Origin of the sequence: Aquipuribacter hungaricus, from assembly GCF_037860755.1 — a bacterium.
Taxonomy (GTDB): Bacteria; Actinomycetota; Actinomycetes; order Actinomycetales; family JBBAYJ01; genus Aquipuribacter; species Aquipuribacter hungaricus.
In genome coordinates this window covers 1-15451 of record NZ_JBBEOI010000075.1, presented here as the reverse complement: position 1 = coordinate 15451, position 15451 = coordinate 1, and the positions used below count along the sequence as shown (strand labels likewise).

The following is a 15451-nucleotide window of genomic DNA, read 5'->3' as shown; positions in this document are numbered from 1 at the left end:
GGCGGGGACAGCAGCCGGTCCGGCCGCGCGTGCCGCGACAGGGGTGCGGCCCCCCGGCGCGGTGGTCGCGGCCGTCTCGCCCGCCGCGGCCAGGGGGAGCGTGAGGTGGGCGGTGTGCGCGGCGTGCAGCGAGACCCAGCCGTCGCCGCCGGACATCGGGGCGTGGCCGACCCACAGCACCTCGCCGGCGGCCGTCAGCTCGTCGAGCATGGCCGGCTGGTAGTCGGTGACGCGGGCGGGCAGCACGAGCGGCTCGAGCGCGCTGGCCGGGACCCGGGCGCCCGCCAGCTGCTCGACCACCCGCAGCAGGCCGTCGACCCCGCGGACCCCGCCGGAACCGCGCCTGGCGGGCCGGGCCGAGGTGCTGCGGACGGTCGGACCGCCCCGCGTCGCGCGGGGGTCGGGTGCCTGCTCGGGCACGGCGACGGACTGCCAGGCCGGCAGGAAGCGCGCGAGGTCGCGGGCGGTGACCGGCTCGACCTCCTGGCGCAGCGCCGCCAGCGACCGCCGCCGCAGCACCCGGAGCACGCCTGCGTCGCAGAAGTCGAGGACGTCGAGGGAGCCGCCGGCCTCCAGCGGCCGGATCGCGCCGGAGGTGATCCGGCCCGCCTGCTCGAGGCGCCGCAGCGCCTGCTCGGCGACCGCCACCCCGAGACCGAACCGGGACGCGACCTCCGCGGCGGTGAACGGGCCGTGGGTACGGGCGTGACGGGCGAGCAGGTCCCCGACAGGGTCGGGGACGGGGACGAGGAACGCCTCGGGCAGGCCCACCGGCAGGGCCGCGCCGACCGCGTCCCGCAGCCGGGCGGCGTCCTCGACGGCGGCGGTGCACGCCCGCCCGCCGAGCCGGACCTCGATGGCCCGCCGCTGCGCCACCAGGGCCGCCAGGTGCTCGGCGGCCCTCTGCGGCTCCAGGCTGCGCGCGGCCACCTCCTCGGTGCTCATCGGGCCGAGCACGCGCAGCAGGTCCGCCACGTCCTCCGCGTCCCGCGCCTTCCGCTCGTCGACCAGGCGCTGGAGCTCGGCCTCGGTGGTGCGGACGGACTCCGGGTCCAGCAGGTCCCGCAGCGAGGCTCCGTCGCCCCGGCCGAGCAGCTCGGCCAGCAGCTGCGGGTCCAGCGACAGGGCGGCCGCGCGGCGCTCGGCCAGCGGGGAGTCGCCCTCGTAGAGGAACTGGGCGACGTAGCCGAACAGCAGCGACCGCGCGAACGGCGAGGGCGTCGACGTCTCGACCTCGATGACGCGGACCGCGCCGGAGGCGACCTCCCGCATGAGCGTGACGAGCCCGGGGACGTCGAACACGTCCTGCAGGCACTCCCGCACGGTCTCCAGGACGATGGGGAAGGCCGGGTAGCGGCGCGCCACGTCGAGCAGCGAGGCCGCCCGCTGCCGCTGCTGCCACAGCGGCTGCCGCCGGCCGGGCTGCCGGCGGGGCAGGAGCAGCGCCCGGGCCGCGCACTCCCGGAACCGCGACGCGAACAGCGCCGAGCCGCCGATCTCCTGCGTGACGACGTCCTCGACGTCCTCGGCGTCCAGCACGACGAGCTCGGCGACGTCCGGCGCGGCGACCGGCTCGGCCGTGGGCCACGCGGGGCCCCCGGCCCCCGCACCGCCTCCACCCGTGGCGCCGTCACCGCCGTCACCGTCGCCCCCGAGGTCGGCGCCGGGGGGACCACCGAACCCGCCGAGACCCCCGCCGAGACCGCCGCCCAGGAAGCCGAGCCCGTCGTCGGGCCCGCCCCAGCCGCTCACCTCGACGTCGGGCAGCCGCAGCACGATGCCGTCGTCGCCGTGCATCGCCTGCACGTCCAGGCCGTGCCGCTCCCGGAACCGGGCCGCCAGCGCGAGCGCCCAGGGGGCGTGGACCTGCCCGCCGAAGGGGGAGTGGACGCAGACCCGCCAGTCGCCCAGCTCGTCGCGGAAGCGCTCGACGACGATGGTCCGGTCGTCGGGGACGTGCCCGGTCGCCTCCTTCTGCTCGCCGAGGTAGGCGAGCAGGTTGTCGGTCGCCCACTCGTCCAGGCCGGCGGTCGCGCAGCGGGCACGGGCGGCGTCGGGGCCGAGGCGGACCAGCTCGCGGACGAAGGCGCCGACCGCGCGGCCGAGCTCGGCGGGGCGGCCGAGCGCGTCGCCGTGCCAGAACGGCAGCTTGCCGGGGCGGCCGGGGGCCGGGGTGACGAGCACCTGGTCGCGGGTGATGTCCTGCACCTGCCAGGAGCTGGCGCCCAGGGTGATGACGTCGCCGACGCGGGTCTCGTAGACCATCTCCTCGTCGAGCTCGCCGACCCGGCGGCCGGCCCCCTCCGACCCGGCGAGGAACACCCCGAACAGGCCGCGGTCGGGGATCGTCCCGCCGCTGGTCACGGCCAGCCGCTGGGCGCCCGGGCGGCCGGTGAGGGTGTCGGTCACCCGGTCCCACACCAGCCGCGGCCGCAGCTCGGCGAACTCCTCGCTCGGGTAGCGGCCGGCGAGCATGTCCAGCGTCGCCTCGAACGGCCCTCGGGCCAGGTCGGCGAAGCTCGCGGTCCGCCGCACGAGCGCGTACAGGTCGTCGACGGTCCAGTCGTCCATCGCGCACATGGCGACGACCTGCTGGGCGAGCACGTCCAGCGGCGACGACAGCACTCGCAGCGCCTCGATCTGCCCGGACACCATCCGCTCGACGACGACGGCGCACTGCACGAGGTCGGCCTTGTGCTTGGGGAACACGACGCCGCGGGAGACCGCCCCGACCTGGTGGCCCGCGCGGCCGAGCCGCTGCAGGCCGCTGGCGACGCTCGGCGGCGACTCCACCTGCACGACCAGGTCCACCGCGCCCATGTCGATGCCGAGCTCGAGGCTGCTCGTCGCGACCACCGCGGGCAGCCGCCCGCTCTTGAGGTCGTCCTCGATGAGGGCGCGCTGCTCCTTGCTCACCGAGCCGTGGTGGGCCCGGGCCAGCACGGGCGGCACCCCGGCGGACGTGCCCGCCTGCGCCATGACCTCGGCGGGGGTGCGCCGCGGCTGCGGGGCCGCCGTCGCGTCCTCGTCCTCGTCGGGGGCGTTGCGCTCGGCCCACTCCTCGTTGACCTGGGCGGTGAAGCGCTCGGCCAGGCGGCGGGAGTTGGTGAACACCAGCGTCGAGGTGTGCGCCGCGACCAGGTCGACGACGCGCTCGTTGACGTGCGGCCAGATCGAGCGGCGCTGCTCCTCGCCCGCAGCGCTGCCGACGACCTCGCCCGTGGTCGTGCCCAGGTCGGACATGTCCGGGACCGGGACGACGACGGAGACGTCGAACTCCTTGGTCGAGGGCGGCTGGACGATCCGCACGGGGCGACCGCCGGACTGGAAGCGGGCCACCTCCTGCACCGGGCGCACCGTCGCGGACAGCCCCACCCGCTGGGCGGGCTTCTCCAGCAGCGCGTCGAGCCGCTCGAGCGTGAGCGCCAGGTGGGCGCCGCGCTTGGTGCCGGCGACGGCGTGGATCTCGTCGAGGATCACGGTCTCGACCCCGAGCAGGGACTCCCGGGCCTTGGACGTGACGACGAGGAAGAGCGACTCCGGGGTCGTGATGAGGACGTCCGGCGGGCGCAGGGCGAGCGTGCGGCGCTCGGCGGCGGGCGTGTCGCCGGAGCGGACCCCGACCGTGATGTCCGGGACCGGGGCGCCCAGCCGCTCGGCGCTGGCGCGGATCCCGGTCAACGGGGAGCGGAGGTTGCGCTCGACGTCCACGGCCAGCGCCTTGAGCGGGGAGACGTACAGCACACGGCAGCGGTGCTGCGGGTCCTCCGGCAGCGGCTCGGCGGCGAGCCGGTCCAGCGACCACAGGAACGCCGCGAGGGTCTTGCCGGACCCGGTGGGCGCGACGACCAGGGCGTCCTCGCCGCTGCTCACCGCGTCCCAGGCGCCGACCTGCGCCGGGGTCGGGGCGTGGAAGGCGCCGCCGAACCAGTCCCGCGTGGCCGGGGAGAAGCGCGCCATGACGCGCTCGGCAGAGGGGGTTCGGGGCACGGGGCCATCATCGCCGAGGGGTCGGACATCCACCCGCCGTGGTAGACCTCTGCGGTGAGGACCAGCGAGTTCCGGACGCTCGCGCACGAGGAGTTCGGCCGTGCGCTGGCCGACACCCTCGTCGCCGACCTCGTGCTGGCGCCGCTGGACGCCACGGCCGCCCAGGCGCTGGAGGCCGGCACGGACCCCCGCACGGTCTGGACCGCCCTGTGCGAGGCGATGGACGTGCCGCCGGAGCGCCGGCTGGGACGGGACCGTCGGTCCCGGTCCGACCGCGTCGCTGGTGCCCGGTGAGCGTCGACGGCTCGGGCACGCGGCCGGCGGGCCGGGGCGCCAAGGACCCGGCCGGCCCCCCCGGCACCCCCGCGGAGCAGGTGGCCGCGGCCGCCGAGGACGCCAGCAGGCACGTCGCCGCCGTGGTGGAGGACGTCGTCAACCGGTGGTCCGTGGCCGTGCTGCGCCGCCGGGGCTGGGTGCCCCGCGCCCAGGTCAACCGCGGGTACGGGGCGAGCGTCGACGTCCCCGCCCCGCACGCCCCCGGGTGGGTCCGGGTGTTCGGCCGGGTGCTCATGGGACGCCCGGAGACGCCGTACCGCGCCTGGGTCCGCAGCCGCGGCTGGCGCAGCTTCATCACCGCGCAGGTCGCCCACGCGCCGCTGCTCATCGAGGTCGGGGGCTGCACGTACCGCGTGCACGCCGACCGCACGGGCCTGGTCGACGTCGTCCTGCAGGTCGACCTGCCGCCGGGGCGCCACCCCGTCCGGATGACCCCCGAGGGCGGCGAGACCGGCGTGGGCGAGGTGCTCGTCGTCGGTGCCGCCACGGGCGCCGGCCTGGTCAGCGACATCGACGACACGGTCATGGTCACGTGGCTGCCGCGGCCCTTCATCGCCGCCTGGAACACCTTCGTCCGGCAGGAGACCGCCCGCGCCGAGGTGCCCGGCATGCCGGAGCTCTACACGGAGTTCCTCACCGCGAACCCCGGGGCCTTCGTCGTCTACCTGTCGACCGGGGCGTGGAACACCGCACCGTTCCTGCGCCGCTTCCTGCGCCGCCACGGCTACCCGACGGGCCCGCTGCTGCTCACCGACTGGGGCCCCACCAACACGGGCTGGTTCCGGTCGGGCCGGGTCCACAAGATCAGCACGCTGCGCCGGCTGCACCAGGAGCTCCCGCACCTGCGCTGGCTCCTGGTCGGCGACGACGGCCAGCACGACCCCGAGATCTACTCGGCCTTCTCGCGCGAGGAGCCCGACGCGGTCCAGGCGGTGCTGCTGCGCGAGCTGAGCCCGGCCGAGCAGGTGCTGTCGCGCGGTCTCGCCCCGCCGGAGAGCGACGGGGGAGCGGGCGCGGTCCCGGTGCTCCACGGCGGCGACGGCCACCGGCTCGCCGAGCGGCTGCGCGCCGTCGGCCTGCTGCCCACCGCGCCGCGGGACTGAGACAGACAGGCCGGGCGGGGAGCCCCCATATCGGGTCGTCCCCCGTCGGGGGGTCTGGGTAGGTTCGCCCGGTGAGCACCTCCACCTCCGTCGAGCCGCGCACCGACCCGCCCGGCGGCGCCGGGGCACCGGTGCTGGTCCACGCCCGCGACCTGCGCAAGGAGTACGGCTCCTTCACCGCGGTCGACGGCATCGCGCTCGACGTCCGGCGCGGGGAGTCCTTCGGCATCCTGGGGCCGAACGGCGCCGGCAAGTCCACGACGATGCGGCTGGTCGGCTGCGTCTCCGAGCCGACGTCGGGCGAGCTGTCGATCCTCGGCCTCGACCCCCGTCGCGACGGCCCGCGGATCCGCGCCCGGCTCGGCGTCGTCCCCCAGCGGGACACCCTGGACGAAGAGCTGACCGTCCGCGAGAACGTCATGGTCTACGGCCGCTACTTCGGCATGAGCCGGGCCGCCGTGCGGGCCAAGGCCGACGAGCTGCTCGACTTCGTCCAGCTGGCCGACCGGGCCTCCTCGGTCGTGGAGCCGCTGTCGGGGGGCATGAAGCGCAGGCTGACCATCGCCCGCGCCCTGGTCAACGACCCGGACATCCTCCTGCTCGACGAGCCGACGACCGGCCTGGACCCGCAGGCCCGCCACGTCCTGTGGGACCGGCTGTACCGGCTCAAGCGCGAGGGCGTGACGCTGGTCCTCACCACCCACTACATGGACGAGGCCGAGCAGCTGTGCGACCGCCTCGTGGTCATGGACGGTGGCCGCTACGTCGCCGAGGGCAGCCCTGGCGAGCTCATCCGGCAGCACTCCACCCGCGAGGTGCTCGAGGTCCGGTACCGGACCGACGACCACGAGCCGTTCGCGGCGCCGCTGCGCGCGCTGGCCGAGCGGGTCGAGGTGCTGCCGGACCGGGTGCTGCTGTACGTCCAGGACGCCGACGCGGTGTCGCAGGCGGTGTCCGGGCTGCCGGGGAAGCGGCCGATGTCGCTGCTGCCGCGCCGGTCGACCCTGGAGGACGTGTTCCTCCGCCTCACCGGCCGGACGCTGGTCGACTGACGTGACGACGACCGACCCCCTCGCCCGCGCGGTCGCCCCGCCCCACAGCACCCGGTTCCTGTGGTGGCGCGCCGCGCTCGGCTGGTTCACCCTCGCCCGGGCCTGGTGGCGCTCCCTCGTGGTGCGCTCGGTGCTCGAGCCCGTCCTCTACCTGCTCGGGCTGGGCTTCGGCCTCGGCTCGCTGGTCGACAGCAGCGGCAACGGCCCCGGCGACGTGCCCTACGCGGCGTTCGTGGCGGGGGGCGTGCTCGTGGCCTCGGCGATGAACTCCGGCTTCGGGGAGTCGGCGTGGCCGGTGCTCGGGGCCATCAAGTGGCAGCGGCAGTACCACGCCCAGCTCGCCTCGCCGCTGCGCGTGCGCGACGTCCTGCTCGGCCACCTGTTCTTCATGACCGTGAGGCTGCTGGTGACGGTGCTGCCGTTCTGGGTCGTCATCGTCGCCTTCGGGCTCGTCGCCTGGCCCAGCGCCCCGTGGGCGGTGCCCGCCGCCGTGCTCACCGGCCTCGCCTTCGCGACCCCGGTGGCGGCGTTCTCGGCGACGACCGACACCGACACGGCGTTCGCGCTCATCCTCCGCTTCGCGATCATCCCGATGTTCCTGTTCTCGGGCGTCTTCTACCCCGTGTCCGACCTGCCGGTCTGGCTGCAGCCGCTGGTGCAGGTGCTCCCGCTGTGGCACGGCGTGGAGCTGAGCCGGGCCGCCACGCTGGGCACCGACCTCGGCGCGGCGGTGGTCCTCGGACACGTCGGCTACCTGCTGCTGTGGGCGGTCGGCGGCCTGCTCGTGGCCACCCGGACCTACACCCGGAGGCTCACGTGAGCAGCGCCCCGGTGCGCCACGACCCGGCCCCCGACGACGCCGCGCCCGGCGGCGCGGGCCACGACCCTGTCCCCGCGTACGGGCTGCTGGGCCGCCTGCTCCCCAGCGGGACGGTGTCGCGGCCGGCGAGCCTGGTGGAGCGCAACATGCGGGCCTACCGGCGCGCGTGGCTGCTGCTGCTGTCCGGCTTCGTCGAGCCGGTGATGTACCTGTTCGGGCTCGGCATCGGTCTGGGCTCGCTCGTGGGCGACGTGACGACCGACAGCGGCCGGGTGGTGCCGTACGCGCTGTTCGTCGCCCCGGCGCTCATGGCCAGCTCCGCGATGAACGGCGCCGTCTTCGACTCCACGTTCAACGTCTTCTTCAAGCTCAAGTACTCCAAGCTCTACTACTCCGTCCTCGCCACCCCGCTGGGGCCGCGCGACGTCGCCGTCGGCGAGATCGGGTGGGCCCTCATCCGGGGGAGCCTGTACGCGGCGGCGTTCTTCGTCGTCATGCTGCTGGCCGGCCTGGTGCGCACGCCGTGGGCGCTGCTCGCGCTGCCCGCCGCGCTGCTCATCGGCTGGGCCTTCGCCAGCATCGGCATGGCGGTGACGACGTTCATGCGCTCCTGGCAGGACCTGGACGTCGTCCAGCTGGCCATCGTCCCGCTGTTCCTGTTCTCCGCGACGTTCTACCCCGTGAGCACGTACCCGTCCTCGGTGGCGTGGTTGGTGCAGCTGTCGCCGCTGTACCACGGGGTCGCGCTCGTGCGCGGGGTCATGCTCGCCGAGGTCGGGCCCGGGCTGCTCGTGCACGTCGCCGTCCTCGCTGCGCTGGGGCTGGTCGGGGTGCTCGTCACCGAGCGGCGGCTGCGCCGGCTGCTGCTGCGCTGACGGCACCCGCCGGGGGCTGCGGCTGCCCTGGGACGGGGGCGGGAGGTGCCGCCCGGCGGTCCCGCCGGGGCACCGGGACCGGGTGCCACGACACGCCGGGCGCGCCGCGTGTCGGTGCGCCCGTCGAACACGTGTTCGGGCTACTGTCCTGGTGTCCACAGGGCGTCCAGAGCCTCTCCGTCCACACCCAGGACGAGGCCCCGGGAGTTCTGTCGGGGGCGGTCCATACCGTCTCTCCCGTGGCCAACAGACAACCCGCACGAGGTGACCAGATGCCCGCTACCGCCATCAACGGCGACCGTGAGAAGTCTCTCGCGAACGCCCTCGCCCACATCGAGAAGGCGCACGGCAAGGGGTCCGTGATGCGCCTCGGCGACGAGGCCCGCGCCCCGATCGACGTGATCCCCACCGGCTCCATCGCGCTGGACATCGCGCTCGGCATCGGCGGGCTGCCCCGCGGCCGCATCGTCGAGATCTACGGCCCGGAGTCCAGCGGTAAGACCACCGTCGCCCTGCACGCCGTGGCCAACGCCCAGCGCGCCGGCGGGATCGCCGCCTTCATCGACGCCGAGCACGCCCTGGACCCGGACTACGCCCGCAACCTCGGCGTGGACACCGACGCCCTGCTCGTGTCCCAGCCGGACACCGGTGAGCAGGCCCTCGAGATCACCGACATGCTCATCCGCTCCGGCGCGCTCGACATCATCGTCATCGACTCCGTGGCGGCGCTCGTGCCGCGGGCGGAGATCGAGGGCGAGATGGGCGACAGCCACGTCGGCCTCCAGGCCCGCCTCATGTCGCAGGCGCTGCGCAAGATCACCGGTGCCCTCAGCCAGTCCCGCACCACGGCGATCTTCATCAACCAGCTCCGCGAGAAGATCGGCGTGATGTTCGGCTCGCCCGAGACCACGACCGGCGGCAAGGCGCTGAAGTTCTACTCCTCCGTGCGCCTGGACGTCCGGCGCATCGAGACCCTCAAGGACGGCTCGGAGCCCATCGGCAACCGGACCAAGTGCAAGGTGGCCAAGAACAAGCTGGCCGCCCCGTTCAAGGTCGCCGAGTTCGACATCATCTACGGCTCCGGCATCTCCAAGGAGGGCGGCCTGATCGACATGGGCGTGGAGCAGGGCTTCGTCCGCAAGGCCGGCGCCTGGTACACGTACGAGGGCGACCAGCTCGGCCAGGGCAAGGAGAACGCCCGCGCGTTCCTCCGCGACAACCCGGACCTGGCCGACGAGCTCGAGAAGCGCATCAAGGAGAAGCTCGGCATCGGCGCCAAGGTCGACAAGCCCGTCGTCGACGTGCCCGTCGAGTTCTGATGCTGCTCGCCCTCCCCACCCGCTAGACGGTCCCCGTGCGGGCACGTCCGGCCACAGACCACGACGGCGCGCGCCCGTCTCCCGGCAGCTCCTCGCCCGAGCAGCCGGAGGACGTGGCACGCGCCGTCGTGCTGCGTCGCCTCGCCATGGGCCCCCGCACCCGGGCCCAGCTGCGCGAGGCCGTCCTCTCCAAGGACGTCCCCGAGCCCGTCGCCGACGCGGTGCTCGACCGCTTCACCGCGGTCGGCCTCGTCGACGACGCGGAGTTCGCTCGCGAGTGGGTGCGCATCCGCCACCGCGACAAGGGGCTGTCCCGCCGGGCCCTCGCCGACGAGCTGCGGCGCAAGGGCGTCGACCCGGAGCTCGTCGAGGCCGCCCTGGACGGCGCCGACGGTGTCGACGGGGACGACGAGCGGGCTGCCGCCGAGGCCCTGGTGGCCCGGCGGCTGCCGTCCACCCGCGGCGTCGACCACCCCAAGCGGGTCAACCGGCTCGTCGGCATGCTCGCGCGCAAGGGCTACGGCCCCGGTCTCGCCGGTGACGTCGTCCGCCGGGCGCTCGCGGCCGAGCGCGACGGTGACGACGGGACGGACGACGTGGAACCGCTCGGCTGACCACGCGCGGCCCGGGCGTCCGGCATGCACCGCGCGCCGGGCGGGCGGCGCGTCGCAACGTCAGATGCCTGCGCCTCCGCCGGCGCCACCCAGCTCGCGGTTCGCAGCCATCTGGGCCGCGTCCTTGTCGATCGTCACGGGCTGCCCCTGGCGGGCCGTGCTCAGCCGGCGCTCGGCGAACGTCGCCAGCCGGGACAGGAGGAGGTTGACGACGATGTAGACCAGGGCGATGACGGTGTAGGTCTGCAGCGGGTTGTCGAGGAAGCGGAACACCCGCTCGCTGATGCGCAGCAGCTCGTCCGGCCCGGTGAGGATGAGCCCTGCCAGCGACGTGTCCTTGACGATGACGACCAGCTGGCTGATGAGCGCCGGCAGCATGAGCCGGAACGCCTGCGGCATCTGGACCACGAGCATGGTCTGCCGGCGGGTCATGCCGATGGCGAGGCCGGCCTCGGCCTGGCCGCGGGGCAGGGCCGCCACCCCGGCGCGGAGGATCTCGGCGATGACGACGGAGTTGTAGAGCGTGAGGCCGATGACCAGGTACCAGAGGTTCGACAGGTCGACGCCGAACGCCGGGAGGATCTTGCCCGCGAAGAAGATGAGCACGACGACCGGGGAGCCGCGCAGCAGCTCGACGAGGACGACGAGGGGCATGCGGCCCCGGCGGCCCAGCATGAGCCGGGTCGTGGTGACCGCCGTGCCGATGACGAGGCTGAAGGTGATCGCCAGCGCGGCGGCCAGCAGCGTGTAGTAGACGCCGCGGCCGAGCTGGCGCCACACGGCCGGGAACTGCTCGTCGCCGGGCCACAGCAGGGGCGACCAGAGCTCGGGGGCGAACTGGCCCTCCCGGTGCAGCCGGAGCCCGGCCAGCACGAGCAGGCCCACGAGCACCAGGCCGGCGACGACGGAGATGACCAGCGAGCGGCGGCGGGCGCGCGGCCCGGGGGCGTCGTAGAGCACGCTCTGGCTCATCGGAGGATCGCGACCTTCCGCTCGACGACCGACAGCAGGGCGCCGGTGGGCAGGGTGATCGCCAGGTAGCCCAGCAGCACGCCGAACAGCACCGGCGTGACCGCGAACCCCTGGGCGCTGGTGAGGCGGTTGCCGACCGACAGCAGGTCCTGTCCGACGCCGAACACCCCGAGCACGGCCGAGTTCTTCATCATGGCGATGACGACGCTGCCCAGCGGCGGCACGACGGAGCGCAGCGCCTGCGGCATGACGACCTCCTGCAGGGTCTGGCCGAACGTGAGGCCGATCGAGCGGGCGGCCTCGGCCTGGCCGGTGGGCACGGCGTTGATGCCGGCCCGGATCGCCTCGCAGACGAAGCCGGCGGTGTAGAGGACGAGGCCGAGGATCCCGAGCCAGAAGAACGGCGCGTTGAAGCCGAGCTCGGGCAGCACGAACGCGGTGACGAAGAGCATCACCGTGAGGGGGCTGTTGCGGACGATCCCCACGTAGAAGGCGGCGAAGCGCTGCAGCGGCGGGACGGGGGACACCCGCAGCACCGCCAGCAGCGTGCCGAGCACGAGGGAGCCGACCAGGGCGTAGGCGATGATCTCCAGCGAGCGGAGGAACCCCCCGACGAACAGGTCGAAGTTGTCGACGAGGACGCTCACCCGGTCTCCTGCCTGGTTCGTGCCGTGCGACGGACGTGGACGGGTCTTCTGGTGCGGCGCGGCGGGGTCACGCGCTGCCAGTGCTCCCGGCGGGGCGACGACGGTGGCCGGGTCCGGGGGGACCCGGCCACCGCGTCAGGAGCAGTGCCTCAGACGCACTCGTCCGCGGCGGGGAGCTCCGGCGCCTGGGCGCCCTCGATGGAGCCGGCCGTGGACTCCCACGCCTCGAGGTAGCTGCCGTCCTCGTCGGCGGCGGCGAGCGTCTCGTTGATGAACTCGCAGAACTCGACGTCGCCCTTGGCGATGCCGATGCCGTACGGCTCGTCGGTGAAGGTCTCGCCGCTCAGGGTGAAGGCGCCGTCGGACTCCGACACGAGCCCGAGCAGGATGACGTTGTCGGTGGTGACGACGTCGACCTGGTCGTTGGCGAGGGAGTCCGCGCACTCGGAGTAGCCCGCGAACAGCGTGAGCTGGTCGGGGGAGCCCAGGTACTCGCGGATGGTCTCCGACGGGGTCGAGCCCTCGACCGAGCAGACCCGGATCGAGGTGTCGGACAGGTCCTCGGGCGCAGAGATCGTCTCGGCGTCCTCGGTGCGGACCATGAGCGCCTGGCCGGCGACGTAGTACGGCCCGGCGAAGGTGATGCGCTCACGACGGGTGTCGTTGATCGTGTAGGTCGCGGCCACGAGGTCGACCTGGTCGGTCTCGAGGACCTCCTCGCGGATCGCGGAGGGGGTCTCGGTGTAGGTGATCCCGTCCTCGGGGATGCCGAGCGCGTCGGCGACGATCTTGGCGATCTCGACGTCGAAGCCCTCGGGCGTGCCGTCGAGGTTGGCCAGGCCGAAGCCGGGCTGGTCGAACTTGGTGCCGACGCGCAGCGTGCCGGCCTCGGACAGCTCGGCCATGGTGGAGCCGGCGGGGAACTCGGCGGGGGCGGCGGACTCGCTCGCGCCGTCACCGGCCTCGGTGGTCTCCTCGGCCACGGCGTCGCCCGCAGCCCCGGTCGCCTCCGCGGCGTCCTCCTCGGCGCTCCCGCCGCCGCAGGCGGCGAGCGCGAGCGCGGCGGCGCTGAGCAGCGCCAGGCCCGGCATCAGTCGTCGTGTGGTCATGTGGGTCCCTCCCGGGGAGTCACGGCACGCCCCGGACGGGCGCACCAGCTGTGCGGTGCGGTCAGTGGGTGAGGATCTTGGACAGGAAGTCCCGGGCCCTCGCCGACGTGGGCGCGGTGAAGAAGGTCTCGGGCTCGGCCTCCTCGACGATCTCGCCCTCGGCCATGAAGACGACCCGGTCCGCCGCCCGGCGGGCGAAGCCCATCTCGTGGGTGACGACGATCATCGTCATGCCGTCGGTGGCCAGCGACGTCATGACGTCGAGGACCTCGTTGATCATCTCGGGGTCAAGCGCCGACGTCGGCTCGTCGAAGAGCATGACCTTGGGCTGCATCGCGAGCGCGCGGGCGATGGCCACGCGCTGCTGCTGCCCGCCGGACAGCTGCGCCGGGTACTTGGAGGACTGGTTGGCGACGCCGACCCGCTCCAGCAGCTGCATCCCGACCTTCTCGGCCTCGGTCTTCTTCTGCCGGCGGACCCTCGTCGGACCGAGCGTGACGTTCTCCAGCACCGTCTTGTGGGCGAAGAGGTTGAAGGACTGGAACACCATGCCGACGTCGGCGCGCAGCCGCGCGAGCTCCTTGCCCTCGTCCGGCAGGTCCTGCCCGTCGATGGTGATCCGGCCGGACTCGTAGGTCTCCAGCCGGTTGATCGTCCGGCACAGCGTCGACTTGCCCGAGCCGGACGGCCCGATGACGACGACGACCTCGCCCTGCGCGACCGTGAGGTCGATGTCCTTGAGGACGTGCAGCGGGCCGAAGTGCTTGTTGACCCCCGCCACGACGACGAGCGGGTCGCCGCGGTGGCCCGGGACGCGGGCGGGAAGCTGGTCGGGCATGTGGCGCAACCTAGACCGAAGCGGTGATCACGGGCCATGGCGGGGCCGTGGCGTTGCCGAGTCGTGACCTGGCACCCGTCCGACCGGTCGGTCGGGACAGGCGCGCGTCGTTGCCACTCGTGCACGCACAGTCATACGGTGCGGTGACCGATCCCTACAGGAAGGTCACACCGTGACTGAGCCCGTCCTCCCCGCCGCGTCCCGACCCCTGACGCGCCGTGGGGCACTCACCGTCCTGGGCGGTACCGCCGCCGTCGCCGGCACGTCCCTGGCAGCCCCGTCGTGGGCCGTGGCCGGCATGCGGCCCGGCGCCGCCGCGGCCCCGTCCCTCAGCGCCCGCGACCAGGTCGTCGCGCGCCGGGTGTCCGCCGAGCGTGCGGTGCAGCACGTCGTCGAGCTGTCCGAGGGCATCGGGCCCCGCATCGGCGGCACACCGTCCGAGCGCGAGGCCGCCGACTACCTGTCCGGCGTCCTGGACTCCTACGGCTATGACGTCCGCCTGGAGCCGTTCCCCGTCGCCGACAAGTTCCTGGCCGACCTCACCGCCGTCCCCGGCCTGCCCGACGACCTGTGCTGGCAGGCGGGCGCCTCGCCGCAGGGGGCGCTGGGCGCGACCGTGACCGGTCCGGTCGTCGACGCGGGCACCGCGACCACCGGGCTGCCGGACCTCACCGGCGCGGTCGTCCTCGTGGACCTCCTCGCCCCGACCGACCCCCCGGGCCCGATCACGCCGGCCCTGCGCAGCGCGTCGGTCGGCGCGGTCGTCGCCGCCGGCGCCGCGGCGGTCGTCCTCCTGCTGCCGGACGCGGTGTACCCCCGGCGCACGTCGGCGAGCTCCCCGACGCTGGCCGCCCCCGTCGCGGTGCCCGTGGTCGGGGTCGCGCAGGCCCAGAAGGAGCGGCTGCGCGCCGCGCTGGCGGCCGGCCCGCTGACCCTCACCGTCACCACGACGGCGTACCGGGGCCTCACCAGCCACAACGTGCTCGCCGAGCGGCCCGGCCGCGGCCGGCCCGGCCAGGGGCGCCAGGCGCTCATGGTCGGCGCGCACTACGACTCGGTCATCGGGGCGCCCGGCGCCAACGACGACGGCTCGGGCACCGCGCTGACCCTCGAGCTGGCGCGCGTCATGCGGTCGCTGCCCACCGACCTCGACCTGCGCTTCTCGCTGTGGGGCTCGGAGGAGCAGGGCCTGATCGGCTCCCGCTACCACGTGGCCCAGCTCGACGCCGCGGCCCGGGCACGCCTGCTCGGCGTCTACAACAACGACATGGTGGCGACCAGCTGGGACCCCGCGACCCGCTACTGGGTCCTGTCCTTCGACGGGCAGCCCAACGTCATCACGTCCTCGGTCATCGGGGCGGCGGAGCGGCTGGGCTACGCGCCCCGGCTGTCGCCGGTCACCCTGCGCGGCTCCAGCGACCACCAGTCCTTCCAGGAGGTCGGCATCGCCAGCGCCAACTTCTCCTGGCGCGGCGAGGAGTCCCCGGCCTTGCTCGAGCCGCCGTACCACTCCCCGGAGGACACGGTGGCCCGGAACATCTCGCTCGAGCGGCTGCAGGTGTCGCTGGAGCTCGTCGGGTCCGCGCTGTACCAGGTCGCCCGCGGCTGAGCCCTGACGACAGCAGAGGGCCGGCGGGGGATGTCCCCCGCCGGCCCTCTGCCGCGGTGCGGTCGCTCAGGTGATGCTGCGCCGGTCAGAGCCCGGTGCGGCGGCCGCCGCCGAGCAGGCGCCGGGCGACGCCGCCCAGGCCTCGCGCGGCGGGCGTCGGCGCGGGC

At 74.4% G+C, this 15451-nt stretch carries 13 protein-coding genes; 8 read left to right on the top strand and 5 right to left on the bottom strand.

The genetic code is table 11. The features are described from left to right. Nucleotides 1–3960: DEAD/DEAH box helicase (locus WCS02_RS09890; protein ID WP_340292555.1), on the bottom strand; the 3960-nt coding region annotated here is incomplete at its 3' end. Nucleotides 3961–4044: 84 nt separating this feature from the next. Here WCS02_RS09890 and WCS02_RS09885 point away from each other — a divergent pair. From WCS02_RS09885 to WCS02_RS09855, 7 genes are all read left to right on the top strand, one after another. Beyond that, nucleotides 4045–4284 carry a DUF3046 domain-containing protein gene (locus tag WCS02_RS09885; protein ID WP_340292552.1) on the top strand — a complete coding sequence of 80 codons (240 nt, stop codon included), beginning with the start codon at nucleotides 4045–4047 and terminating at the stop codon, nucleotides 4282–4284. Further along, the gene (locus WCS02_RS09880) at nucleotides 4281–5429 is read left to right on the top strand and encodes an App1 family protein (RefSeq protein ID WP_340292548.1); all 1149 of its coding nucleotides are present in this window, start codon (nucleotides 4281–4283) and stop codon (nucleotides 5427–5429) included. The genes WCS02_RS09885 and WCS02_RS09880 overlap by 4 nt, the downstream gene beginning before the upstream one ends. A 71-nt stretch (nucleotides 5430–5500) precedes the next feature. After that, entirely contained in the window at nucleotides 5501–6481 is a 981-nt protein-coding gene (locus WCS02_RS09875) for an ABC transporter ATP-binding protein (RefSeq protein WP_340292546.1), read from the top strand. A gap of 1 nt (nucleotide 6482) precedes the next feature. Then, nucleotides 6483–7301: an ABC transporter permease gene (locus WCS02_RS09870; protein ID WP_340292543.1), complete on the top strand. Its 819-nt coding sequence runs from the start codon at nucleotides 6483–6485 to the stop codon at nucleotides 7299–7301. Next, nucleotides 7298–8176, top strand: coding sequence for an ABC transporter permease (locus tag WCS02_RS09865; protein ID WP_340292541.1), 879 nt, complete (start codon nucleotides 7298–7300; stop codon nucleotides 8174–8176). The genes WCS02_RS09870 and WCS02_RS09865 overlap by 4 nt, the downstream gene beginning before the upstream one ends. A gap of 272 nt (nucleotides 8177–8448) precedes the next feature. Then, on the top strand, nucleotides 8449–9495 hold the full coding sequence (gene recA, locus WCS02_RS09860) for a recombinase RecA (RefSeq protein WP_340292539.1): 1047 nt from the start codon (nucleotides 8449–8451) through the stop codon (nucleotides 9493–9495). A 113-nt stretch (nucleotides 9496–9608) separates the two neighbouring features. Next, complete coding sequence (locus WCS02_RS09855; protein ID WP_340292537.1) at nucleotides 9609–10109, top strand: regulatory protein RecX; 501 nt, start codon at nucleotides 9609–9611, stop codon at nucleotides 10107–10109. 60 nt (nucleotides 10110–10169) lie between these two features. Here WCS02_RS09855 and WCS02_RS09850 read toward each other — a convergent pair whose 3' ends face one another. The 4 genes from WCS02_RS09850 to WCS02_RS09835 all read right to left on the bottom strand — a co-directional run bounded on the left by WCS02_RS09850 (nucleotide 10170) and on the right by WCS02_RS09835 (nucleotide 13675). Continuing rightward, nucleotides 10170–11081, bottom strand: a complete 912-nt coding sequence (locus WCS02_RS09850; RefSeq protein ID WP_340292534.1) for an amino acid ABC transporter permease — start codon at nucleotides 11079–11081, stop codon at nucleotides 10170–10172. Beyond that, a complete protein-coding gene (locus WCS02_RS09845) occupies nucleotides 11078–11728 on the bottom strand; it encodes an amino acid ABC transporter permease (RefSeq protein WP_340292532.1) in 651 nt (216 codons plus the stop codon). Before WCS02_RS09845 ends, WCS02_RS09850 begins: the two co-directional genes overlap by 4 nt. A gap of 149 nt (nucleotides 11729–11877) precedes the next feature. Next, the gene (locus tag WCS02_RS09840) at nucleotides 11878–12837 is read right to left on the bottom strand and encodes a glutamate ABC transporter substrate-binding protein (protein ID WP_340292530.1); all 960 of its coding nucleotides are present in this window, start codon (nucleotides 12835–12837) and stop codon (nucleotides 11878–11880) included. Between the two features lie 61 nt (nucleotides 12838–12898). After that, a complete protein-coding gene (locus WCS02_RS09835; protein WP_340292527.1) occupies nucleotides 12899–13675 on the bottom strand; it encodes an amino acid ABC transporter ATP-binding protein in 777 nt (258 codons plus the stop codon). 172 nt (nucleotides 13676–13847) lie between these two features. Between WCS02_RS09835 and WCS02_RS09830 the strand changes: the two genes are divergently transcribed. After that, nucleotides 13848–15284: a M28 family peptidase gene (locus tag WCS02_RS09830; RefSeq protein ID WP_340292525.1), complete on the top strand. Its 1437-nt coding sequence runs from the start codon at nucleotides 13848–13850 to the stop codon at nucleotides 15282–15284. Nucleotides 15285–15451 lie beyond the last annotated feature (167 nt).